Origin of the sequence: Echinicola arenosa (genome assembly GCF_014841125.1) — a bacterium.
In the GTDB taxonomy this organism is placed as follows: Bacteria; Bacteroidota; Bacteroidia; order Cytophagales; family Cyclobacteriaceae; genus Echinicola; species Echinicola arenosa.
Window position 1 is genome coordinate 141,195 of record NZ_JACYTQ010000003.1, and the last position, 25,512, is coordinate 166,706.

Annotated in this window: 16 protein-coding genes; 5 read left to right on the forward strand and 11 right to left on the reverse strand. The window is 38.6% G+C overall.

Annotated features, from left to right (window positions below; genetic code table 11):
• Window positions 1–44: 44 nt before the first annotated feature.
• Together modA and IFO69_RS09905 are read right to left on the reverse strand one after the other, a co-directional pair.
• The gene (gene modA / locus IFO69_RS09900; protein ID WP_192009948.1) at window positions 45–800 is read right to left on the reverse strand and encodes a molybdate ABC transporter substrate-binding protein; all 756 of its coding nucleotides are present in this window, start codon (window positions 798–800) and stop codon (window positions 45–47) included.
• Window positions 797–2,329: an N-acyl-D-amino-acid deacylase family protein gene (locus IFO69_RS09905; protein ID WP_192009949.1), complete on the reverse strand. Its 1,533-nt coding sequence runs from the start codon at window positions 2,327–2,329 to the stop codon at window positions 797–799. The genes modA and IFO69_RS09905 overlap by 4 nt, the downstream gene beginning before the upstream one ends.
• A gap of 231 nt (window positions 2,330–2,560) precedes the next feature.
• Between IFO69_RS09905 and IFO69_RS09910 the strand changes: the two genes are divergently transcribed.
• The gene (locus IFO69_RS09910) at window positions 2,561–3,682 is read left to right on the forward strand and encodes a glycoside hydrolase family 88/105 protein (RefSeq protein ID WP_192009950.1); all 1,122 of its coding nucleotides are present in this window, start codon (window positions 2,561–2,563) and stop codon (window positions 3,680–3,682) included.
• A gap of 103 nt (window positions 3,683–3,785) precedes the next feature.
• Here IFO69_RS09910 and IFO69_RS09915 read toward each other — a convergent pair whose 3' ends face one another.
• From IFO69_RS09915 to IFO69_RS09940, 6 genes are all read right to left on the reverse strand, one after another.
• On the reverse strand, window positions 3,786–6,614 hold the full coding sequence (locus IFO69_RS09915; protein ID WP_192009951.1) for a M16 family metallopeptidase: 2,829 nt from the start codon (window positions 6,612–6,614) through the stop codon (window positions 3,786–3,788).
• A gap of 113 nt (window positions 6,615–6,727) precedes the next feature.
• Window positions 6,728–8,035: a thioredoxin family protein gene (locus IFO69_RS09920; RefSeq protein ID WP_192009952.1), complete on the reverse strand. Its 1,308-nt coding sequence runs from the start codon at window positions 8,033–8,035 to the stop codon at window positions 6,728–6,730.
• Window positions 8,036–8,049: 14 nt separating this feature from the next.
• A complete protein-coding gene (locus tag IFO69_RS09925; protein WP_192009953.1) occupies window positions 8,050–8,487 on the reverse strand; it encodes a hypothetical protein in 438 nt (145 codons plus the stop codon).
• A gap of 38 nt (window positions 8,488–8,525) precedes the next feature.
• Window positions 8,526–9,128, reverse strand: a complete 603-nt coding sequence (locus tag IFO69_RS09930; protein WP_192009954.1) for a fasciclin domain-containing protein — start codon at window positions 9,126–9,128, stop codon at window positions 8,526–8,528.
• 32 nt (window positions 9,129–9,160) lie between these two features.
• Complete coding sequence (locus IFO69_RS09935) at window positions 9,161–10,726, reverse strand: RagB/SusD family nutrient uptake outer membrane protein (RefSeq protein ID WP_192009955.1); 1,566 nt, start codon at window positions 10,724–10,726, stop codon at window positions 9,161–9,163.
• A gap of 89 nt (window positions 10,727–10,815) precedes the next feature.
• Window positions 10,816–14,082: a SusC/RagA family TonB-linked outer membrane protein gene (locus tag IFO69_RS09940; protein WP_192009956.1), complete on the reverse strand. Its 3,267-nt coding sequence runs from the start codon at window positions 14,080–14,082 to the stop codon at window positions 10,816–10,818.
• A 1,143-nt stretch (window positions 14,083–15,225) separates the two neighbouring features.
• Here IFO69_RS09940 and aceK point away from each other — a divergent pair.
• The 4 genes from aceK to IFO69_RS09960 all read left to right on the forward strand — a co-directional run bounded on the left by aceK (window position 15,226) and on the right by IFO69_RS09960 (window position 20,824).
• Window positions 15,226–16,953, forward strand: a complete 1,728-nt coding sequence (gene aceK / locus IFO69_RS09945) for a bifunctional isocitrate dehydrogenase kinase/phosphatase (RefSeq protein ID WP_192009957.1) — start codon at window positions 15,226–15,228, stop codon at window positions 16,951–16,953.
• 280 nt (window positions 16,954–17,233) lie between these two features.
• Window positions 17,234–17,854 (forward strand): DUF4136 domain-containing protein, encoded by a 621-nt coding sequence (locus tag IFO69_RS09950; RefSeq protein ID WP_192009958.1) that lies wholly within the window; start codon window positions 17,234–17,236, stop codon window positions 17,852–17,854.
• Window positions 17,855–18,011: 157 nt separating this feature from the next.
• Window positions 18,012–19,484, forward strand: a complete 1,473-nt coding sequence (locus IFO69_RS09955) for an arylsulfatase (protein ID WP_192009959.1) — start codon at window positions 18,012–18,014, stop codon at window positions 19,482–19,484.
• A gap of 101 nt (window positions 19,485–19,585) precedes the next feature.
• Window positions 19,586–20,824: a DUF4861 domain-containing protein gene (locus IFO69_RS09960; protein WP_192009960.1), complete on the forward strand. Its 1,239-nt coding sequence runs from the start codon at window positions 19,586–19,588 to the stop codon at window positions 20,822–20,824.
• Window positions 20,825–20,915: 91 nt separating this feature from the next.
• Here IFO69_RS09960 and IFO69_RS09965 read toward each other — a convergent pair whose 3' ends face one another.
• The 3 genes from IFO69_RS09965 to IFO69_RS09975 are packed head-to-tail and all read right to left on the reverse strand — an operon-like array spanning window position 20,916 to window position 25,351.
• The gene (locus IFO69_RS09965) at window positions 20,916–22,328 is read right to left on the reverse strand and encodes a TolC family protein (protein ID WP_192009961.1); all 1,413 of its coding nucleotides are present in this window, start codon (window positions 22,326–22,328) and stop codon (window positions 20,916–20,918) included.
• Window positions 22,329–22,336: 8 nt separating this feature from the next.
• Window positions 22,337–23,713 carry an HlyD family secretion protein gene (locus IFO69_RS09970; RefSeq protein WP_192009962.1) on the reverse strand — a complete coding sequence of 459 codons (1,377 nt, stop codon included), beginning with the start codon at window positions 23,711–23,713 and terminating at the stop codon, window positions 22,337–22,339.
• A 6-nt stretch (window positions 23,714–23,719) separates the two neighbouring features.
• Window positions 23,720–25,351, reverse strand: coding sequence for a peptidase domain-containing ABC transporter (locus IFO69_RS09975; protein ID WP_192009963.1), 1,632 nt, complete (start codon window positions 25,349–25,351; stop codon window positions 23,720–23,722).
• Window positions 25,352–25,512: the final 161 nt, after the last annotated feature.

Consider the following 25,512-nt stretch of genomic DNA (forward strand, 5'->3'; position numbering starts at 1 on the left):
GAAATAATTCAGTAATTAATATTCGAACATGAAATATAAAAAGATCAAGCAGGAATTTCATATCCATACTCCTTTAAGATTTCGTGAGCTTTTTTTTCAAATAGAAACTCATAGAACTTACTGGCGTTTTCACTATTTCCTTCTTTCTGTTTGATCAGGATGACCCCCTGTTCAATTGATTGATATAAACTATCGGGAACCTTGATCCAAGTTCCTTTACTTTTCATGGGAGGAGATTTCACTACTGACATTGCCGTAAACCCAAGCTCTGCGGCTCCCGAAAGGATAAATTGGTTGGTCTGGGATATGCTCTCTCCAAAGACCAACTTGTTTTCCAGGTCCTCATATACTCCCAAATGGTTAAGTGCTTGGATTGCGGCTTCTCCATAGGGAGCTGTTTTGGGATTGGCGACAGCAATGTGAGAAACAGTGGACCAGGTGTAGTCGGTTAGATCTAGATAGTTTTTCTCCTTGATGGACCAAAGAACCAGCTTTCCCAGCGCATAGACCTGAGGTGGCCTTTCTGCTAAACCAGCATCAAAAATAGCTTTGGGATACTTCATATTGGCTGCCACAAAAATATCGTATGGTGCGCCTTCTTTAATCTGAGCTGTTAATTTTCCTGAAGAACTGGTAACCATTTCACATTCGATCCCAGTTTGCAGGGAAAAGTCCTCAATCAATGCTTTCATTGCAAATTGCATATTGGCAGCAGTAGCAATGTTTAATGGCCTATTTTTGGGCGAATGGCATGAAAAGAGCAATAAGCATGTAGGTAATAGAAAAGCCAGCGTTTTCATTTTTTCTTTATGATTTGCCCATTACCTTCTGAAAATTCATTTCCTGATTTTGTTATTTCTCCATTGACGATCACAAGGTCAAAACCTTCAGCCAGCTGATCCGCTTTTTCATAAGTGGCCTTTGCTTTTACCTCACTAGGCTGAAAGACGAGAAGGTCTGCCATATAGCCCTCTTTGATCAAGCCTCTATCAGTAATTCCTAAGGTTTTGGCCGGCAATCCTGTCATTTTGTGGATAGCTTCTGACAATGATAATAAACTGTCTTTCATGACATAATTTTCTATGATTTTAGCAAAAGTTCCATATCCTCGTGGATGGCTGGAGTTGGGACTTCCATCAGAGCACACATTGATCAATGGTGCTTTTAAGAATGTTTTCATCACTGTTTCATCCATAACAAAGTACGCTGCGCTTGTTCCAGAAGGGCCGATATCATCCACGAGCACCTTCTCAAAAGGCTTTTTGAGCATTACTGCAATCTCTGCTAAGTTCTTTCCGCTATATGGTCCAGACCCGATCAATGTTGCCTCTGGACCATTTCGTTTGTTGACACGGTCCCTTAAATAGTTTTCTAGTTCCGTTCTTCTATTTTTAACCACTTCTTCATAATTGGCTGGTGCTTTGGCCCAATCAGGGAATAGGATCGAAATACCGGTATAACTGGCCTCATAGGGGTAGATGTCGGCAGTAATGGTTTTTCCCTTAGTTCTGCTGATTTCTAATTTTTCAAGAATTTCATTGGCGCGTTCTTCTCCTTTTGCATAGACGACTTTGATATGTGAAATGTGTACAGGGCAATAACTCCCTTGCAGTAACAATTCATCAATGGATCTTTCCATGGCATCATCATCTTCATTCCTCATATGGCTCATGATCATACCGCCGCTTTCTCCGACGATTTTTGCCAAACGGAGCAGTTCAAGACTGTCAGCAAGGTAGCCAGGATTGTATTCCAACCCTGTGCTTAAGCCAAAACAACCAGCATCCATTGCCATTTGAAGCAGGCTGTCCATTTTAGCCAAATCATCCTCTTTCGGAGTGGTTTGATACTTTACCCCTGAGAGCATTCTCAATGTCCCATGACCGACAAACATGCCTATATTAGGGCCTAGTTGTGACGCATCTACCTTGTCCATCCATTCGGAAATGTCTGCGGTACTCGGGCTTGATCCATCTTGTCCCAAGAAAATGGTCGTTACTCCCATAGCTAGGAAATTTCTAAAGTCAGGAGTTTCTATTGGACTGCCGTGCGCATGGGTGTCTATGAAACCCGGAGTCAGTATTTTTCCTTTTGCATTGATCAGTTCATCAGCCTGAAACTTTTTGCTTGTATCCTGTTCAATTTTTTGAATAAGTCCATTCCTCACCAAAATATTAGCATAGAAGGGCGGTGCTCCTGTTCCATCAAGTACTTGTGCACCTTTTATAAAAATGTCAAATTGTTCTGTAGAAGTATTTTCAGGTTTACTACAAGCCAAGCAGAAGGCCAAAATAATGGTAAGCGCTAAAGAAAGTAATTTATCGTTCATGAGAGTGATTTTGCAAAATTCAATTTAATGAAAGTTCGGATGTAATATGGCTATCTGTGACTTTACTTTCTAAAGATGTATCGTTTTAAAGTATAATGTTATGATTTTATAAAAAGTACCTGACTTAGTCAAATCAATAGAAATCATACCTTTTATGGAGTTTTAAAAGGAATTTATTGTGATATATGGTATAATTGGCAAAATTAAAATTTTAAGATAAACTCAATTAGAATGAACGTTTTTAAAGGATTCAAAGTCACCTTGATAGCGGTGGCTTTGGGGTTTACTTGTCTTCAATCATTTTCCCAAACCATTGACCCCGCAGTGGTAAAGAAAGAGATGAAACGGGTCGCTGACTGGCAAATTAAGTTCTACAATGGAGGGTCACCTGGTTATGAGAAAGCCCATCACCCATTGGACTGGACCAATGGTGCCCTGTACGTAGGAATGGTCAAGTGGGCAGCCATGTCAGGTGATGATAGTTATTATGAATGGTTGAAGAAAATCGGTGAGGATGCTGAATGGAAACTGCACAGAAGAAAGTATCATGCGGATGATCATACGGTGGGGCAGCTTTATGCAGATCTCTATAAAAAGTATGAGGATGAATCCATGCTCAAACCTACCAAGGATCAATTTAACTTTATACTTTATCACCCAGCTGTCAGTTCTTTAGAATGGAGAACTCCTTATCATCAGGACAGGTGGAACTGGTGCGATGCCTTGTTTATGTCTCCACCTGTTTGGGCAAAATTGTATAATATTACCGGAGAGCAAAAATACCTGGACTTTATGCTTTCTGAGTTTAAAGCCACCACTGATTTTCTTTTTGATGAAAAGGAGGACTTATATTATAGAGACCAAAGCTATATGGGGAAACTGGATAATGGCACCAAGATTTTTTGGGCGCGCGGCAATGGTTGGGTGTTTGCTGGCTTGGTCAATATCATGAATGAACTGGACCCGCAGTCGAAAGAATACAAATATTTTCTAAAGATTTATAAGAAGATGGCCAAGCGGTTGTTGGAATTACAGACTCCCGAAGGGCATTGGGCCATGAGTCTTTTGGGGCAAGAATTTTATCCAACACCAGAAACAAGTGGTTCTTCTTTCTTTACTTATGGCTTGGCTTGGGGAATTAACCAAGGGATTTTGGAAGCTGATAAATATGAACCAGCGGTGAGAAAAGGATGGATGGCCATGGTCAGCCACATTACACCGGAAGGAATGCTTGGCTATGTCCAACCTATTGGTGCCGCTCCTGGTAAAGCGTTTCCTGATAAAACTGAAGTATACGGAACAGGTGCTTTTTTGAGTGCTGGTTCTGAAGTGTTCAAGCTATACAGTAAATAGTTATAAAAATTATAAAGGTCCAGGTAGATAATTCAACTTGGACCTTTATTCAAAAAAAATCCCAGAAAACCTGGGATCCTTTTTTTCTAAACCAAAATTAAAATCATCTCGCTTGCATATGGTGATGAGCTTCTTCTACTTGAGGAGCTCTTTGTATGATCACTATATCTCTAAGCTTTGCAGCATCAAAGAATTTTTTAGCAAACTCCTGAACGCCTTCAACAGTCACTTCATTTAATGCTTTATCCATTTCCTCAGTTGATGTCAAATCCAGGCCACGTTGCTCGTAGCTGATCAAAATGTTCATCCAGTAAGGAACACCTTTGTGCTTTTGAGATTGCTCTTGAGCTCTTTTCATGAGATTAACTGCTTCATTTAATTCAAATGAATAAATGCCTTCTTTCTTCACATTTTCAATTTCTTGATAAATAAGTGGTTTCAATTCGTCCACTCTATCGGCATCTGTCTGGAAATTGATGGATACCTGTTGCTTGTTCTTAGGATATGAAGAGGTGATAGGTTTTACTTTTACTCCATAAGTTCCGCCATACTCCTCACGAACAGTTTTGAAATAACGATTTCTCAAGGTGTAGATCAAAGTATTCAATTGAACGGTTTCTTTTTCTGATAGATCAAAGTCGTTCAAGTAGCTGATATCAATAATTCCACGGCTTTCAGGCATTTTTACTTCAAACTGCTTTTTGATCACCTTGTCAGGAACAGAAAAGTCATATTCTTTAAATTCATCAGCTTCCTTGTTTGGGTCAGAAGGAAGAGTGGCGATGTACTTTTGGACCAATCCTTTGGCCATTTCTTTGTCCAAATCTCCAACCAGATAATAAGTGAAATCACCTGCATCCCCAAAGGCCTTAGTGAAAATTTCCTTCATGGTTTCAAAATCCATGGCTTCAAAATATTCATCTCCTAATTTCCAGGTCCTGTCATTTGGCTTTGACGTCACTTCAGTAATGGCCTCAGTGATCGCGTCCATTGGATTGGACTGCTGGTTGAACTTGTATTGGAGTTTTTGCTTGTAGGCATTGAAATCCTCTTCATTAAACCTAGGATGGGTCAGGAACAAATGTACAAACTGGAATAATACATCTGCGTCTTCTTCATTGGCACCACCTTTTAAGCCTTCTGTCAGTTCATCAAAGGTCAAACTGATCCTGATCTTCTTATCTGTAATGTAGGCCATCATGGTGTTTCTATCGTATTTATAGAGACCTGATTTTGTGGCCATTTTGATCAATGCATTTGCAGAAGGAATCTCCTTTGATTTCAGTACAGATTTACCACCATTGCTTTGGGAATACAAATCAAAATCACCTTTGCCTTCTTCTGAATATTTATAGATGACCCTCACGCCATTGGAAAGTGTCCAAGCTTCCGCATCAAATTGCTCTAGCTTTTCAATTTTGTCAATAGAACCTTCCGCTAATTCAAAGTCAACCAATTGGTCAATTTGCTCGATTTCTTGCTTTTCGTTAAGGTCAGCATTTTCGACTTTTTGCATGGTAGCAAGCACCTCATTTTCAGAAAGGATATTTTCCTCTTTCTCATTGGCATTGATTTCGATCAATAGGTCCTTTCTGAAATCAATATTCTTTGCCCATTCATTAATTTCTTCCGCTTCTATTTCTAGGGTAACTTCCATGATGTTGTCAATACCATCTTCAATATCACTTATGGGCACTTGATTGAAGAAGTTGGCCTTGAATTTATTCACATAAATGGAATTGCTGAAATTATCGGTATTGCTACTGGCAGCTTCCAGCTTTTCAAACATCTTTTCTTTTTGCTTTTCGACCTCTTCTTCGGTAAAACCAAACCTTTTGATTTGCTCAAAAATGGTCAATACCTGCTCCAAGGCTTCTTTGTCTTTTCCTGGGAAAGGGGTGACCGAAATGGAATGGGCATAGAAATCACCTAGTAATTTAGTGGTCCCCATGTCTGCGGTAAAGAATTTTTCCTGATCAGCATTGACAAATTCTACCAATCTGTCATAGGCCAACTCGCTGAAATATTCGATTAACTTTTGTTCTTTTCTTACTTCATTATAGTCATCAAACTGAGACTGCTCAAACCTTGAAAAAAGCTTGATCGTGTTCCTGTTGATTTCTTTGTCTTTGAAGACCACATAAAAAGGCTCTTCATTAGCAACCATGTGGATTTTTTCTGGCAGTGCAGGAGCATTTGGGTTTACTTCTAAGTCACCAAAGACTGCCTTTACCTTCTTCTCAATATCTTCCACGTCGATGTCTCCTACGATAATTACCCCTTGCATGTCAGCTCGGTACCACTTATCGTAAAAAGACCTTAATGTCTTAGGCTTGAAATTATTGATGATATCCATATCGCCGATTACATCGCGCTCTGCATATTTGGTATTGTAAAAAACGTAAGGAGCTACTACTTCTTGACGTCTCTTTCCAACATTGAGTCTAGATCTCCACTCTTCTTGGATTACACCTCTTTCCTTATCGATTTCTTCTTTGGTCAACAATAGATCGCCACACCAGTCTCTTAGCAAGTAAATACAAGTATCTACCAAAGCTTGGTTGTCTGTGTCTACATTGTCAATATTATAAACGGTCTCATCATAGGCCGTGTAAGCATTGTATTTTCTTACCCCTTGGCTTTTGAGGTATTTGTCCACACCATTGGGAAAGTGTTTGCTCCCATTGAATGCCATGTGCTCAAGGAAGTGGGCCAAGCCGTTTTGATCATCATCTTCCAAAATGGCACCAGCTTTCTGGACTAAATAAAAGCTGGCTTCATCATCTTGAAGGTGGGACTTCATAATATAATAGGTCAGCCCATTGTCTAATTGGCCTTTTACAAGTCCGTCAATGTGCTCACCATCCTGGGCAAATAAGATATTGGTCAAGAAGCAGCCAAGTATGCTCAGGTAAAATGCGGTTGTTTTCATACTGTTTGTTTTTTAGCATTTCATGGGTATGAAAGCTTATTTAGGATAATGAACAAATAGATAAACAGGAAGAGGCATTCTCTCCCTGTTTCAATAATTTATTCCAGTAAATGCTATTCTAGATTAAGCATTTCAATCTTTCTTTTCAGCTGTAGCTGAAGGTACATTTGTGAACGGCTTTCTTCCATCTGAAGGGTCTCTGCATAAGCTCGATTATAAGCTTGCTCAGCTTCCTTTAAAAGTCCCATGTGTTTGTTCACGTCTCCTAAAAGCGCGATAATGTTGATTCGCTGCATCAAAGGGATCTTGTCTCCAGCAAGTGAGGCAATTATCCATTCTTTAGCCGCTGCATTGTTCTTTTCAGAAACATCATTTCCCATTGCATAATACATGGCTTGGGCAGCTGAAGCTTTGGAAAGGGAAGTTACTTTGTCACCGTCTGCTTCAAAATATTCATTTTTCAGTTGAATGTATTTATCGGCGTCCTTTTCTTCATATAGCGCGTATAGCGCATCACAGTCTAATTTTGCAATTTCATATTGACTGATATTATGCCCTTCTTCTGCTATATCATAAGCTGGCTTCATATCACCTTTGATTCTTTCCAGAATTTCCATGTATTTCTTGTCGCCCTTTTTAGCAAGGTCTTGGGCCATAGTAGTATTGTTACGAATCACATAGAAGGCAGGCGCATTGCCTACGTTTTCGATGTATTTGTCCATATTGGCTACCATAAACTCAATGACCTCATCATGCTCTCCTTTTGGCTCATAAAACCTGTTCACCAGTCTGTAATCATCAGCATTGATGAAAGCATCTCCCATGGCCATCTTTTTCTCAATATATTCTTCGAAGATATTTTCGATACGGATGATCCATTTTTTCTTGTCCATGCCTGTTTGGAAAGACACAAAGGAAGGAGCAGCTTTAAGTAGTTCTTGCATTACTTCGAAGTTATTTTTATCCTTCTTATAGGCAGTATACATTTCTTCAAAGCTTTTTAGATCACCTGTTACGGTTTTTCCAAGCTTAAGCATTTCCTCGATGTTCATGGAACCACTGATTCTTGAAATCACTTCACCTTCACCATCAACAAACATCAATGTAGGCATAGAGGTAATATCAAGTTCTTTGACCAACTCTTCATTGATCTCGTGCTCTGTGTTAAGTTTCACAGAGACGAAATTTTCATTGAAATAGGTTCCTAATTCCTGATCAACAAATACTTGCTTGTCCATCATTTTACAAGGCCCACACCAATCTGCATAGAAATCTATAAACAAGGGAACACCTCTTTCATTGGCCTCAGCCAAAGCTTCAGTATAGGTTCCTTTGTTAAATTCGATTCCTTGTGCATTTACTGTTGTCGCAGCTGCGATAACAAATGAAAGGGTGAGCAGTAAGTTTTGCTTAATGTTCATAAGGGGTATGATTTTTATTCTACGATGATGGTCATCGCATCTTCAATTACATGATAATAATCTCCTGAATTTTGCACACCAAGACTGATGGTGTAAGAACCTGGCTCTGTATCCGTATTGATAGGGTAATAAATTCTTCCAAGTCCTTGAACGTATACATTATTAAAGAAATATTCTATAGCAGCTTCATCCACATCATCGGATTTTACATCCACAATGCTGAATACCAAAGGGTTCGTACCTATGACACCACTGATTTTAGTGCTAACCCATGGAGCTTGATTTTGAATTCTTATCGCGTCAACCATTGGATCCAATTCTTTTCTGATGGTCATGGTATTGGGAAGGTATTCGGCATTTTCAGTATCCAAATAGCCAACCAGGTTATCGCTGCATCCTGAGTTCATGAAGCCGAAAAAGGCCACTAAAGCATATATAATTAGTTTTTTCATTTGATAATCAGTTTTGAATTGACTTGCTTCCAAGTTGTTTATTGTAATCGGTCAATGATATAATCATAATGCATCGCATGAACGATACCATTGGCAGGATGGATATCAGCGGAGGCTACTTGAGCATCTCTTACTGTAAAACCATCAGCAGAATTAAACTTTACTAAGACAGGTCCCACACCATAAGTTGGGTCTAATTCCTCCTCAGCAAAAAGTCGGATTTCAGCACCTCCTACAGAGGTGATCAGTACGCCACCATCCTGTCTTGCAGGAATATTATCTCTCATGTACAGGTCAGTAAAGACATGTCTCAAAAGGATTTCACGGCAAACTTCAGGGTCAGCTTCAGCCACAACCGTTAGGTTTTGCTCATAAAGCCACTTTCTGATAGAGTGGGAGGTAAGTCCCATAAACATGATCTCAGGATAGTTAGCATCCTCACCATTGAACAATGGAACCAGGTCAGCATGATTGATCATCTCAACTGTAAGCGCCCAGTTATAATTGTCTGATTGCAGGTATTCATATATGGTTTTGTCAGGAATATTACCATCAGCAATTCCACTATCAATCAGGTTGTTTTCAGTACAGCTCCAAAGCAGGGAAACCGTAAGCAAAAGTAGTGATGTGATTTTTTTCATTTTAAAGTATTTTTTATCTCTTGAAAAGGTTCCTATTCAGTCCTGTTCCAGTAGATGTTTTGTTTCAATAAAGTATTGTTCGTAAATGCATCTTGACCGATATTAAGGTAAAGTGCACCATCTTGTATGTCCTGATTTGTCAGGTTGGCAAATGCCTCAGAAAGTTCCGTGCGGAAGTAGTTGTTTCTAACCACATCGTAGAACCTTGTTCTTTCCATCATCAGTTCCTTCTCTCTTTCTCTAAAGATGGCATATTGCAAATCAGTGTCTTCAGGAGCAGGGTAAAGATCTGCTTTTGCTCTGGCACGAATGGTATTCAAATCCTGAGTGGCCGCAGCCGCATTACCGATTTTGGCATAGCACTCTGCTCTCAAAAGGTAGATTCCTGCCAACCGGATGTAAATTTCATTGCAATTCAAGCCTGTCATTAACGTCCTACCAGTAGCTTGGCTGACCACTCTAAAAACGCCTTCTCTAATTTTATAGGGATAAGCAAATTCATAGCCTTTTGTTGCCATGGAATCTACTTTGTAGAAATAGGCACCTTTTCTTTCATCCTCTCCAGGATACATGTTTTGGATGGTGGAAGATTTATATTTGAAAGTCACTTGACTTTGATTGATATAAGAGGTGGATGCATTAAGGTCTACTGGCCATGTAGTATATCTTTCCGCTAAAGGATCAGCGTAACCTCCAGAGTTATCTGTTTGGTAAAAATTTTGAACTTCAAGAATGCTTTCTTGAGCAGCCAGTCTGGTTGCAGGATCCCAGCTGGATATGTTTTCGCTAAGCATTGCTTCGATGTTTGAAGACAATCCGTAGGGTGCAGAAGCTTCTCCGGAGATCAATTTGGTACTCCATTCAATGGAATTGTTATATGCTTCCTGAGCAGATACATTTTCCCAATTATAAAGCTCTGCCATGCTGCCCTGCCAAGCATAAGCATGGGCCAAAAGACCGGCAGCAGCACCTTTGCTTCCATATTGCTTAGAGGTCAATAGGTTGCCATTGGCATCTTTCATGGTACCATATTCATCTAATAATTCATAGGCCATTTGTAAGTTTTTGATAGCTTCTGCAATTACCTCTTCATCGGTACTATTTCCATATGCTTCGAAATTATTGGTACCTTCGGTGATGATGGCATTTCCCCAAATTCTTCCCAACTCCAAGTACATCCAACCTTTTGTGAAATAAGCTTGACCTTTGTAAAAATCAATTCTGTCAGCAGTCATATTACTTTCTGCTTGATCAATGTTTTCCAAGATCAAGTTAGAAAGGTAGATGACATCGTAATATTCTTTCCAGCTTGAGTAAAGCGATATTTTGACCGTTTCAGGTACGAGCCCTCTTAGATTGCTGTAGGCCACATTATCGCATCGGTCTGCTCCAGCTCCCATAGGTACGTGAGGGTCATCTTGTATCATATACTGGATTTCACCTTGAATGGTGATCAGAAAACCCATCAATTCACTGTCATCATCAAAGGCATTTGTTATGGATTGACGATCCTCAGGTTTTACATCCAACAAGTCAGTGCACGAGCTGGCTAATGCTGTAAAGCAAACCAATAGAATTAAGTATCGTTTTATGTTCATTTTCTCAATATTTTAAAACAAGTCCTCTCTTGATTATAATTTCAAAATGCGGGCTTGTCATTAAGATTTATTTCTTGGTTGAATTTGGCTTAGAATTTTAGCGTACAACCTGCAGTGAATACCCTTGGAAGTGGATAATTATCAAGTTGATCCACGCCTGGATAAGGAACAGCTTCTGGATCCAATCCTGAATAGTTGGTAATCAACATCAAGTTCTCAGCAGTGAAGAAAAGTCTCGTTGAAGTAATTCCTAGTTTCTTTACAAGTTTTTCGTCAAATGTGTAAGACAAGTTCAGTTTCTTTAATCTAATCCAATTGACTTGCTCAATGTTGGTATTGACCATCACATCAGCTTGAGGTGCATAACCAAGATTTGGAGTCGGGAAGAATGGAGAATAGCTTTCGCCTGCATTTTCAAATGCTTCTTGGTTCCAGAATTCAACGTCTCTATAATCCAGTAATAATACAGTTGCAGCAGGGTCTCTTCTGTTGGAGTATGCAGAATAAGGGACGGCATTGATAATCGATCTACCTAAAGTATAGGTGAACAACATGTTCAAACCGAAGTTTTTGTATTTGAAATCATTGGTCCATCCGCCACTCATTTTTGGAATAGGGCTACCTACATAAGTCTTGTCTAAGTCATTGATCCTGCCATCAGAGTTCAGGTCAAGGATGTTTTTCATCCCAACCTGAGCAGGATAAAGGCTACTTGGAGAACCTAAATTTTGGATAGATCCATCTGAATCAAAATAAACTGGTAGATCTTCCACAGAATTGATGTATCCATCTTGGATATAGACATTAAAGCCCATGATAGGACGGCCTAAGATGAAATCATCTACATCATTGCCATTATAGCTTTCCTCAAACCTGTTGGTGTTTTTGGCGATGTTGAGTTTTGTATTCCATGTGAATGCCCTATCTCTGATCACATCATATTGAATTCCCAACTCGATACCCTGATTAGAAGTAGAAAAGGTGTTTCTCCATGTTGAAGAGAGGTAATAAACATTACCTGGGAATGGAGCATCATAGATTTGGCCGTCGTTATATTTGTAATAATAGTCCGCAACAAGACGTAGTCTGTAATCAAGGAAGTCTAAGTCCAAACCAATGTCATATTGTGTGGCTTGTTCCCAAGCCAGATTGTTATAAGAAACCATATCAGGAGCAAGTCCCGGTTGTCCCATAAAATAAGGAGAGTTGATGTCGGATACAGTACCGTGGGCCAAGTAAGGGTTTTGGAACTGTAGTCCAGTGATCCCCCAAGATCCACGTAATTTTCCTTGATTCAACCACCACACATCATCCATAAATGGTTCCTCAGAAAAATTCCAACCTGTGGCTACAGAAGGAAAGGTTCCCCAACGCTTGCCTTCACCGAAGGTACTTGATCCGTCTGTTCTAATGGAAGCTTCGATTAGGTACTTCTTCTTATAGTTGTAGGCTATTCTGCCAAAATAACTCAACAAGTAAGTTTCACTGAAAGTAGAAGAGAAGTTTCTTGTTACTACTTGGTTGCCATTTTGGTCAACGACAATGGAGTTTTCAGGAAGAAGTGGTACATAATGGATGTCATCACTGGCCATTCCACGTCCCATACCAAATGCTGTTTCATTGATTCTTCTGGTCAAGCCCTGTCCAGCCAAAAATTCAAACTCGTGATCCTGATCAACTGTAAGGAAATAGTTTAACAGGTTTTCCCAGTTAAGTACAATGCTTGAATTGTTTTGGTTGATAGCTTGGGACATCCCATATCTGTCATCAAGGTAGGAAGGGGTGAAAATATTACTTTTACCCAATGAAAAATCCACGGATGGGGTAGTGGTAAAAGAAAGTCCCTTTGCAATGTTTAGGTTTACTTTCAAGCCAGAACGCAATCGATAAGTATTGTTTTTGACTTGGGTGTCAGCAATTTTGGCTGCTTGTTCGCGGGCAATAGAATTATCCACTGAAAGTAGAGAAGATGATGCCTTTGGAGAGCCGACCATATTGGCAGAACCATTATTACTGTTTGACCCTCTACCTCTATTAGTGTAAGCGAAATAGTTGAAAGAGGTAATGGTCAAGTTCTTCCTAGGAGTCAAAGTAAGGTTAGCTGAGAAATTGTAACGCTCAAAAGCAGTTCCTACCATGATGCCTTCCTCATCATAATGACCCAAAGCAAGATTGTATTTCATCAACTCTGATCCTCCGTTGATTTGAACGTTGGAATTGGTCGTTTTACCTGTTCGGAAGAAGTAATCCCACCAATTGGAGCTGTTATTGTAATAGGAGTTTAAACTGTCCTGAAGTGCTGGCTGGTAAAGTCCATTTACCCGACCATTTCCCCAGAAATAATCATAAGTCCCGTATTTTCCCCAAGAGTCTTCATAAGAAGTAGGCAAGCTATACCCCCTGGTAGCCGGGTCATAATAGGCAGCAGTAGCATTTTTTGCAAACAGCAAAGCAAAATCTCTTTCAGCCTTTCCGATAGTTTGAACTGGGGTTCTTGGCAAGATACTGAAGCCCATTGATACATTGGCGGAAATTTCCGCTTTACCCTCTTTACCTTGTTTGGTGGTAATGAGAATCACACCGTTATTGGCCCTAGATCCATAAAGTGCCGCAGCAGAAGCATCTTTAAGCACTTCTACAGACTCGATTGTGGAAGGGTCTATATCGGCTAAACCACTAGTGCTCATCTTACTATTGGTTTCCGAAATGATGGGAATACCATCAACTACATATAGCGGAGAACCGTCATTGATCAATTGACCGTCAGGTCCAGCCACCATTAGAGAGTTTTGACCACGGATGTTGATGATTGTACCCGTTCCACCTGGAGAGCCAGATTGGTTGGTCACTGCTACACCGGCCATTTGCCCTTGAAGCAAGTTTTCGAGGTTAGCAGCAGGCATATCTTGGATATCTTCACTTTTTACGGAAGCCACAGAACTGATCAGCTCCTCTTTGCTTCTCTTACCGTAGGCAATAACAGTTACGTCATCCAAGGTGTTAATGTCTTCCTCAAGCGTAATTTTTAATTTTGTTTGGTTGCCTAGAGTAATTTCTTTGGATTTAAAACCAATAAATGACACAACCAATACAGGTTGTTGATTTGGTTTGGTAGGTACATCAATAGTGAAGTTTCCATCAGGGCCTGCAGATATTCCTACTAATGTCCCTTTAACCAAAACAGTGGCTCCAGGAAGAGACTCACCTGATTGGTTTGTGATGCTACCAGTGATGTGAATTCTGTTGTTTGATTGTTGTGCATACCCTTCTTGGCTAAATGCCAAATAGGTAGCTAGAAACATCACTAGCAATAATAAGCGACGGCTTATTATTGAAGTTTGTAAAACTAGTTTCATAAATGCGGTTTTAAGTTTTGATTTAGGTGGATAGCCCATCTAGAACGAAAGACCTAATTAGGGCATGGGCACAAATATAAAATAAATACTTTAAATTTGTTTATATGTATGTTAAAAAAGCTTTATAATTTTAATATTTATCATTAATTCAGAATTATATTTTGCTCTAAGAATTTGCGAAATTTTATTTGGCAAAAAAGAAGCAAAAAAATTATTGCTTATAGAAAAATCAATAAAAAGCTCTAAAATAACGGTTTGAATACTATTTAAACCCTAGTGGTTTTTAGGGTATTAGAAAACACAAAATAAAATTTTGTGTTAAGTGATTTTTGTTAATTGCTGATTTGCAGTTAGTTGTGCTTTGTTGTTAATGTTTGTTTTGGGATAGATTTTATTTATTGGGTCAGCTTTCTGAAGGTTAAGATAATTTAACAGGAGACTGGTTCGTTTTCAATGGATATTTCGTGTGTGATTTTTAAAGAGACTGGTGGTATTAAAGTGCAGTTGATACTATAAAAATGATTTTTGTGGTGTAAAAATTGATTTTGTTTTTTTTGTATTTTTCATAGTAAAATTCAATGACGGTATTCTGAGTATTTGGCCGCTTAATCATGATATTTATTATTTGATCAAAGCACCTTTAAAAGTGAATATTATGTAAAGTTGAAGAACCATAATAATGAGAGAGAGAGTTCTTTCTATAAGATTAATTTAAAACACCAGAAGGTATTTTGAACTTACTGGATGTCGTTAAATCAAAAAAAGGTCCGCACATCGTACAGACCTTTTTTTACTATCAAACCTATTAAACCTATTGTTGAATTATTCAAGCATTTGAATAACTTAACGGAAAGGTAAAAAATAATTCTTAATATCCAAACAATCGATTGCGAAAGGGAAATTTATTAAATGAAAACAAGTAATATGGAACCATAAATTTGCCAAGTATCCTTTTTGAAAGATCGCGGAATTCAGTAGTTTTTACTTTAGTATCTTCGATTCTCCTTATTAGTTAGTAATAAAAAATCAGCAGCCGATTTTTATAATCTATAAATTATTTGTGCACGCAATCCGAGGAACTTATTTTGGGTTTTGGTTATATTCATTTTCCAAATGCATTCTCCTCATTATTAATAAAAATCGATGAATTCAACTGTAAAACCTGTTGTCGTTTCTGAAATTATAGCAGCTTACATAAAGTATATTACGGCTTTTCATAAACATACCAAAAGGGCTCCTGAATACTTCAAAGCTAGAGATTGGGATGGTGTGCAGTTGAATCACAGACAGCGATTAAGGTTGTATAAAGATTGTGTCAATGAGGTAGTTAATACTTGTAGGGAAAAATATGGAGAGTTTTTAGATGACAGGGTTTTTTGGATGGAGGTCAAGCAATCTTTTTCAAATGAAATAGACCAAAGAACTGACAAAGAATTGGCTGAGTCATTTTATAATTCTGTCATTAGAAAAGCAGTAGCCCATTTGTCCATAGATGAAGAGTTGATGTTTGTGATCGAAGGCTATGATTCATGTGAAATTCATCCTCAGGAACCTTTGTTTTATAATTATCCACCACATTGGGGGGTTCAAAAAATTATCAGGAAAATTTTAGAAGATTTTGATTTCCAAGCTCCTTATTATCAAAAAGAAAAAGATGTCCAGTTTTTGGTAAGAAGTATTCGGGAAGTTATTCTTACCAGATACAAAGTGGATGAAAATACCACTACGCAAGTTCTCAAACAAGTGTTTTATCGAAACAAGGCAGCATACTTAATAGGAAGGACCTTTTTGGGAGGAAAGTGGATGCCTTTTATCATTCCATTTATGCATGGTCCACAGGGTGTTTTTGTGGACACTTTGATTTTTGACCCTAATTTAATGAGTGCTATTTTTAGTTATACCAGATCATATTTTATGGTTGAAACAGAGATTCCGTCGCAGATTGTGGCTTTTTTGAATTCGGTTATTACCCACAAAAAGGTATTTGAATTGTACAATGCCATTGGTTTTAACAAACATGGCAAGACGGAATTTTACCGTGATTATCTCAACCATCTCAAAACCAGTGATGACCAGTTTGTGGTAGCTCCTGGTATTAAAGGAATGGTCATGACTGTATTTACTTTGCCTTCATATAATATGGTTTTCAAAGTGATCAAGGATAACTTTGACCCACCCAAAAACATGACCAGGCAAGAAGTTAAGGAAAAGTACAGGCTCGTGTCGCTTCACGACAGGGTAGGGAGAATGGCAGATACGCATGAGTTTGAATATTTTCAAATACCACTTGAAAGGGTTCACCCAGATTTGATCAAGGAATTGAAAAATACGGTTAACTCGTTGGTTGAAATCAAAGATGATGTTTTGGTCATTAAGCACCTTTATACAGAAAAAAGGCTTACTCCATTGAATATGTATTTGGAGACATGCAGTTTGGAGGATGCTAAAATAGCGGTTGAGGAATATGGAAATGCTATTCTGCAATTGGCCAAAGCCAATATTTTTCCAGGAGATATGATGACCAAGAACTTTGGTGTCACCAGGCAAAAACGCGTGATTTTTTATGATTATGATGAAATAGAGTTCCTCACTCGGATGAACTTTAGGGAAAAGCCCAAACCAGTAACTTTTGCTCAGATTTATGCTTCAGAACCTTGGTATGACATTGCCAAGAATGATGTGTTTACAGAAGATTTTAAAAGGTTTATGATTGGAAGGGTTGATGTAAAACCACACTTTTTGGAGTTTCATGAATTGCTTTTTGACCCAAATCATTGGAAAGAAATCCAGAAACGCATTGAACAGGGAGAGCTGATTCATGCATTTCCATATCCAGAATACATGCGTTTCAGACCAGATGAAGAAGTATAACAGACAGTTTAAATAATCATTAATTTTTGTAATAACTTATTCGCGAACAGTTAAATAACTGTGTACAATTTTTTTATCTGTCAGTTACTTATTCACTCCTAAAATATTTTGATTATTGGAGTTAATTCGTTAATATTCAATAGATCAAATCACTGAATGCCAAAACAAAACCAATTTATAAATGGTTGTACAAAAAGCATTCTTGATCGAGCGATAAATTGAGCCCGAACTATAGTATTTCTTCTATCATGGTTTATCATCCAAATTAAATTTAAAAGAAATGAAAAAAGCTCACCTATGCATTTTGTTGACGCTGTTCTTATCTACGGCGTGCTTTTCCTCCAAAGATTTTGTCGCTGAATATGATTATGACTACCGAGGAAATTTTAAAAAATATAAGACTTTTGCTTTTATGGAGGATACAGGGACGGATTCTGTGAAACATATTCCCATTATTGACAAAACCATTATTTCAAGACTTAATTCCCAAGGTTTTAGACATCAGATTGATAAGCCTGATATTTTGATCTATTACAAACTCTTTGTCAACCAGATTAGGTACAGAGGTTATGTTCAGCCAGAGTTTGATAACTGGTTGGCTAGCCGTGGTCTGGAAATTTTGAAAGAAGAAGAAGAAAAAGACAAAAGAGGTGAAGAGGATGATATTGATAATCCAGAAGACCGTGAGAAAGGGGAAGATTATGACAATATCAAATATTATGAGAATGACGGTATGTTGATCATTTATGTAATAGATTACAAAAAGAACAAAACAATTTGGCAAGGATATACTTCCGCTACTTTTGATGTAAACTCACCAAGTATCAATTTGGACCTTACCAGGGCCACCTATAAAGTCATGAACCAGTTTCGGCTGGTCACCAATAATTATTCTTTTTAGTAAAGGTTAAACATTTACTTTTAGCCTTCAGGGATCTACCTGAAGGCTTTTTTTTTCTTTTCTTAGACCTAACAGTGCAGGACAGTGTAATGAATTTTATCATATAATTTTATGGATGTTTTTTAGCATAAACAGATCAATTCAAGATATCCGTACAATGTTGCGACAGTGTGTAGGATTGCTCGTTTTTATTTTACTTGTATGTACCTCATGTTCCCAGAGTCAAAATTCTAATATTGAATCGAGGAAGCTCCCCAATATTATTTTTGTTTTGGCAGATGACCTGGGCTATGGCGATCTAAGCTGTTATGGACAGAAAAAGTTTAATACGCCTCATATAGATCTCCTTGCAAAAAGTGGCATGTTGTTTACGAATCATTATGCTGGTACCAGTGTTTGTTCGCCATCCAGAGCTAGCTTAATGACAGGCCAACACACTGGTCATGTCGCTATCCGTGATAATAGAAGTTTAGATCCCTCTCCATACGGATTCAGAGAGCGGGAAGGTCAGTTTCCGCTGCCTGATTCGATTCAAACACTACCAGAAGTTTTGAAATCAAGAGGTTATTTTACCGGTGCTTTTGGGAAATGGGGTCTTGGCGGGCCCGGTACAGAGGGCACTCCTAACAACCAAGGTTTTGACGAGTTCTATGGCTATGTTTGTCAATCATTGGCCCATAATTACTATCCCGATCACTTATGGCATAATGATGAAAAAGTGCTGTTAAGTGGTAATGACGAGGGACGATTTGGTAGCTATTCACCTGACTTACTACATGAAAAGGCATTGGAGTTTATTGATTCTAATAAAGACCAACCTTTTTTTCTATTTGTCTCCAGTCCATTGCCTCATGCTGAATTAATAGTTCCAACAGAGGAAATGGATAAGTTTAAAGCATCCATCAGTCCTGGAAAACCTTTTCATGGAGTGGATGAAGGTCCGGCTTTTAGGAAGGGAGGCTTGGCTTCCCAAGATCAGCCTCATGTTGCCTTTGCAGCCATGGTTAGCGTTTTGGATAAGCAGTTAGGAGAGATAATGGAAAAACTCCGAAAGTTAGGGTTAGTGGAAAATACCATTGTTATTTTTACTTCAGATAATGGTCCCCATCAAGAGGGAGGCGGTGATCCAGCTTATTTTAATAGTAATGGGCCACTTAGAGGTATAAAAAGAGATCTATATGAAGGCGGGATCAGGGTTCCTTTGATTGTGAGTTGGCCAGGAACCATTGAAGCAGGTAGTACCAATGCCCATATATCTGCTTTTTGGGATTTTTACCCCACTCTAAGTGAGGTGGCAGGTGCGAAAAAACCTCCAAAAAGCGATGGTGTTTCATTTTATCCTGCTCTATTAGGGGATTTTGACAAACAACAAACGCACGACTACCTTTATTGGGAATATCATGGTGAAGCAGGAAAACAAGCTGTTAGAATGGGGAATTGGAAAGCAGTTCGAAAAGATATTAGAAAAGGGAATAGATCCATAGAGTTGTTTGATTTATCCAATGATGAGGGGGAGACTACCAATTTGGCGGATTCAAAACCAGACGTAATTGCCAAGGCAGATAGCATTATGAAGAATGCCCATCAACCAAACGCAGAATTTAAGCTGGGCTATTTGGATGAGAAGTGAAATTTGGTTTTTCAGCCTGTGCCGCTTAACCTTTTGTGTACAATAACACTTAAACTTTAAATACGGAAAACCATTGTTTGAAAATATTTAACTGAATAATTATGCAAGCCAGCCGTTCTTTAATAAAATTAGCCTGTATAGCTTTAACTTTATACTTCACTTCCTGTCAAACCCCAAAGGAGAATAATACAGAGGAAGTATCCTTTACAATAGTCAATGCCGTGGATAGAGAGGATTTCGTTATAGAGATACCCCTATTGAAAATCAAGGAAAAGAACAATGACCTTGATTTTGAAAACTTAAGAGTTCAAATGGGCGAAGAAAATATTCAAACTGAAATAGATCGGATAAGTGAGTCTTTACTTTGTCTTATTCCTGAGGTAAAGGCAGGAAAAGATTATGAATTATACATCAAAACCAAAAGTCTAGGAGAACCCAGCTTCATAACAAAAAAAAGAACCCAAGCAGAATTATCCCATAAAGTAGGAGGGGAGTTTCATGACAGAAAATATATTGGAGGCGAATTTAAAAATGTCAATGCACTGAAAGTGCCTCAGGAACATACAGATCATTCTTACTTTATCCGTTATGAAGGTCCAGGTTGGGAATCCGATAAAGTGGGCTATAGATTTTATTTGGATTGGAGAAATGGCATTGATGTATTTGGGAAAAAAACTCCTGAAATGGTGCTCCAAGGGGTGGGACAAGATGGATTTGACAGTTACCATGAACCTGCTGGTTGGGGGATGGACATTTTGAAAGTAGGCCCCTCTTTGGGTTTGGGTTCCATAGCCACTTGGGAAGATGGCAAAGCAAGAAGAGTAGATGTAACAGATAGCCTATATGTTGATATTGCTCAAAATGGAGCATTGAGATCCATCATCAAAACCAATTATTATGGATGGGACATTAAAAATGGGAAAACCGATCTTTTATCGATGATAAGCATTGATGCCGGGTCTCGAATGAGCAAGATAAAACTCATAGCCTCCAATGGCATCAATAATTTTTGTACTGGCTTGATTAAAAGTGATAAGGCTCCTTTAAAGGTTTCTGATCAAACCAAGAAATTTAGCTATATCGCAAGCTATGGTCAGCAAAGTTTAGCGGATGATATGTTAGGGATTGCCGTTATATTTCCAACAAAACAACTCCAAACCATCACTGAAGATACTAACAGCCATGTTGTAGTTTTAAACCCAGAAAATGGTAAGGAAATCTCTTATTACATTTTAGCGGCTTGGGAGCAGGAACCTGATGGAATTAAAGATGAAAAAGCATTTTATAACTATTTAGCGCATCAACTAGACCTTCTTTCTCAACCGTTAAAAATTGAATGATTTGGTTAGGGAGTTGTCCGTTTTGTTTGCCTTCCTATTTTCCCATTAATAGTGTTTTATTTCATCAAGATTGAGGGTTCTTATTTACTATCTATTGATTAGGAATATCTAAAGTATTGGTGTAATACCTGTATTTAAGTTGTTCCAGTTGTCTTTTCATGATAAGATCAACGAGTTTTAACTGTCCTTCCAAGTATTTTTCTTGTCTTTTGTTCAAAAGAAATACAGAGCTTTCACCGAAATTGAATTTTTCATTTTCTGCCCAAAGTAACTTTCTGTAGCCCTCTACATTTTCCATTTGTATAGCCTCTTGGTTAGCCAGGAAATTAATTTGCTGCTGACTGTTGAGGATTTTGTTTTGTAAAGAAATGGTCTTGTTTTCCAACTCCAGTTGTTGTTCTTGAACTTTTACTTTTCCCAGTTGAAGATCTCCTCTTTCCCCTCTGAGGAACAGTGGAAAGCTGAATGAAAAGCCCCATTTATAATCATTTTGATTATATCCAGGCAAGCCTTCACCACCATCAGGAGTCAGCAAAGGCATATATTTTAGCTTTAGTTTGGGCAGAAGTTTTTCACGTTTCATCCGCCTGTCAGCTTCTAATGCAGAAAGCTTAAACTGGGCTTCTTGCAAAATGGGATGCGCTTCTATGGTGTCAAGAGAAAATACTATGCTGTTATCGTTTTCTACAATATTACCTAAATCAGTAGGCACCTTTTGCTCAATAGCATACCAGCCATCTTCATTCCATAGGTAGTTTTCTAGGTTTTTTTGAGTGCTCGTATAACTTGATAGCACAGACTGAAGTAGGTTTTTTCGATCTTGCCACATGATGTAAGCCTCCACTGTATCAATGGCTGTTTTTTCACCATTAAAAAAGGAAGTCTTTGTATTATCAAAATAGTTTTCTGCCAAATCAATGCTCTCCTGAACGATTTGTAAGGCAGCATGACTATTGGCCCAATAGAGGTAGGCTTCACTGGCACTAAAATAAAGATCGTTGGTTTGCAGTGTTCTTTGCTGTTCTGCAATCGCAGCATAGGCTTTGGCCTGTCTCAAGGCAGTTCGTCCTTCATCCATGAGAAGTCCCTGTAGCACATTTAGCTCTATCCCAGCATTCCAAAGTCCATCAGTCCCGGTTTGGTTTTCAGAATTCAAATAGGTTCCTGAGTTTTTTTCATATCCTGCCACCAAGTCAAATCCTGCCACTGTCGGAAATCGCAAGGAGGAATAGGACTTGCGGTAGTACAGCTTATCACTATATAGTTTTTGGTTGAAATCTGACTCCAATACTGGGTCAAAGTTACCTCTGGCCGAACGGATGGTAGCCTCTGCTTTTAAACCATTCAACTTTGCCTTTTGCGAAAGAGGATGGTGCTCGATTACCTTATGAATGAATACATCATAATCTAGGGTATCCGTAAGCGCGTATTGTGCATTGCTTAAATATGGCACCACAACCATTAGGAAAACCAAGATATAGTGGATTACTAACTTATTATTCATTCTTGCATTTATTTAACCGATTTTAAAGGAGCCTTTAATTTCAATGGCTCTGGGCTTCTTTTTTCTTTGCTGTAATAATCAGGAGGAAAGCCGTTAAGCTGTCTCCATATTTCATACCAAATAGGTACATTGTTCAGCAACATAAAAGTCTGCACACCGGTGCCCATACTTAATTTATCAGGCCATTCGCGGTCATCAGGATCCGGGCTTACAAGAATTCGATAATATCCATTACTGCTGATAAATCTGTCCATGGCAAACACCTTTCCAGTGAATACCCCGGTAGAAGCTTCTGGCCATCCACTAATGACAATTGCAGGCCATCCATCAAAGCGTAACCTAACTCTGTCTCCTTGTTGAATCAATGGAAGGTCTTGAGGTTTGACATATACTTCCACTGCCAAATCATAATCTTGAGGCATAATAGAGACGATGTCCGTTCCTTCCTTAATGACTTCACCAACACCTTTCTTAATGGCTTTGGTAATATAACCAGCTTGTGGGGCAGTGACATAATATAAGCGTTGTCTTTGGCTGTAATTTGAAATTTGATTCCGTAATTTGGAAACCTCTGCCGCTGTGCCAAGCTTTGCTGACAAGGCAGACTGAATGTCAGATTGTGCCTTGGCTAACTTGTCCCTGTAGTCTTGTTCAGTTGAGGACATTTCAAGATCAAGGTTCAATAATTCATTTCTGGTATTGAGCAATTTATTCCGTCCCACCGTCACTTTGGCGTTGGCCTCCTGTACCTTCATCTCTTTCTCCTGAAGCTCAGTAAGGGACTTCAAGCCTTTTTCATGGAGTTCTTGTGTTCTGACTAGCTGATTTTCAGCAATCTTCAGATTGGTTTGATAGGCTACCAAGTCGATACTGTCCATTTGTACCTTGTTGGTGGTTTGAAGAATTTTATTCTCGAGTTGTCTTAACTTAAGCTGCATTCCACCTTGCAGTGCTGCATACTGATTTTGGATGGCGCTGATTTTGGCTTCATAAGAATCGGAACTACCCATTTTAGCATCCAACTGCTCCTGAGTCCGTTCAATCAAAGCAGGATCAAAATATTCACTTTTGGCATCAGACATAAAGACAACCGTGTCACCTTTATTGACAAAATCACCTTCTTTGACATACCATTTTTCCAACCTTCCAGCAATTACGGTTTGAATGGATTGTGGACGTTGTTCAGGAGATATGGTGGTAACGTAACCGTTAGTCTGGATATTTTGGGTCCAAGGCAATAAAAGGAAAACAAGGAGACCCAAAAGAAATAGGATAACAGCTCTCCTTGAGAATTTGAAATAGCTGAATTCCTCTAACACCTTAAATGCCTTGAAATCCTTTTGTTTGATGTGCTTGGAAATACTATTTTCTGATATATTAAGCATTAGTATTTAGAGCTTTATTATTTGGGTACTATTTGCGATCCAATCATCTTCATCTGTGATGACAACCAAAGTCCATTGATGGGCTTTGTCGGTTAGGAATTTGATAATGGATTTTCTCTCTTCCTTTGGGATATTTACCAGCGGGTCTTCCATCAGCAATAGTCCCGGATTATGACAAATGGCCCTTGCCAAATGGATCTTTTGAATGATGCACCGTGGCGTACGGCGTCCACCACTGTCCAAAATCAGGTCTAATCCCTTGGAATTGCTTTTTAAGAAATCATTCATTTCGAGCTTGGTCATTAAACCCATCAACTTTTCGTCAGAAATTTGGCGACCCACAAGTATATTTTCCCTAAGCGTTCCTTCGAAAATCTGATTTGATGCTAGGACCACTCCTAAATTCTGGTGTAAACTTTTTCTATCCAAATGATCGTATGGAATGTCATTAATTGATATTTCCCCCTTATCCAGGTTTATGATTCCCGCAAGAATCTGAAGCAATGTCGATTTACCTGAACCCGTTTTCCCAGTTAAAACAACACGGGATTGAATGGGGATTTCTGAATTGAAATTGTCAATAATTGGTTCATTATCGGTTGAATAATGAAAAGTGGCATTTTTTAACTTGATGGAGCATGGGCCATTTTTATTTATTTTTGACTTTCCAGCAGAATCTTGGAGCTCCATGTCAGTCACAAAGCCAATTTTTTCGAAGGCAGTCAATACATCGTAAACATTATCCCAAACACTGACCAATTTTTCCACTGAGTTGATGATTAGAATAATCACAATTTCAGCAGCCACAAACTGTCCGATATTCATCTGTTGGTTGAAAACCAATAAACCACCGACTACTAAAATTCCAGCGGCAATAAACACTTTAAAACCAATAAAAGATTTGAATTGATCCAAAAGCACCCTAAAGTGAGATTCCCTTGAGGTAATATAATCCACTGTTATGTCGTCGCTTTTGTTGAGGTGAAAGGACTGGTTTTGGCTGAGGTGAAAAGTCCTCCTGACCCTACCAATTTCCTCCAGCCAATGAGCCAAGTTATACTTGTATTTACTTTCCTTGATACTGGTTTCCAAACCGATTCTTCCTGTGATTTTGACTAGGAGAAAAAGAGCAAAGCCCAGGAACAGTCCCAGTGCAATAAAGTAAATACTGTATACTGACAATAAAATGATTCCAAATATGATCTGAAAAGAAGAGACTGACAGGTCAATCAGTAATTTTGGCAGTCCTTTTTGGATGGTCATGGTATCAAAAAAACGATTGGCCAATTCTGGAGCATGTTGGCTATCCAACTCTCTAGGCTTGATTTGAGGCAACCTGAAAGCAAATTCAAATGCTGAACGAGCAAAAATATCCTGTTGGATATTTTCAACGATTCTCAATTGTAAAACTTGCAATAGTCCTGCGGCAGTGATACCAACCAAAACTATTGTGACCAACAGGATCCAGGAAATTGAAAGTTCTCCAGTTTGGAGATAGTTGATGATAGCTTGTATTCCCAAGGGCAAAGACAAATTTACTATCCCTATCACCAATGCATAGGTATAGATTTGCCGAATTTCTGGTTTATATAGCTTTAACAGCCGCCAAAGCCGCTGTATAGGGGTAAGTTTGGTCATGTTGTAAACTAAAATAAGAATATAGCTTAGTTATTTTACGTAAAACAAGCTACGAACTAAAGATGTTTTGGGTAAGTTTTTGGGTTGTCTTCGCCACCAATAAAGTGGAGAGGTGTATTTAAGCTTTCAAAGATTTAGCAAAGTAATTCCTTTTACTATGC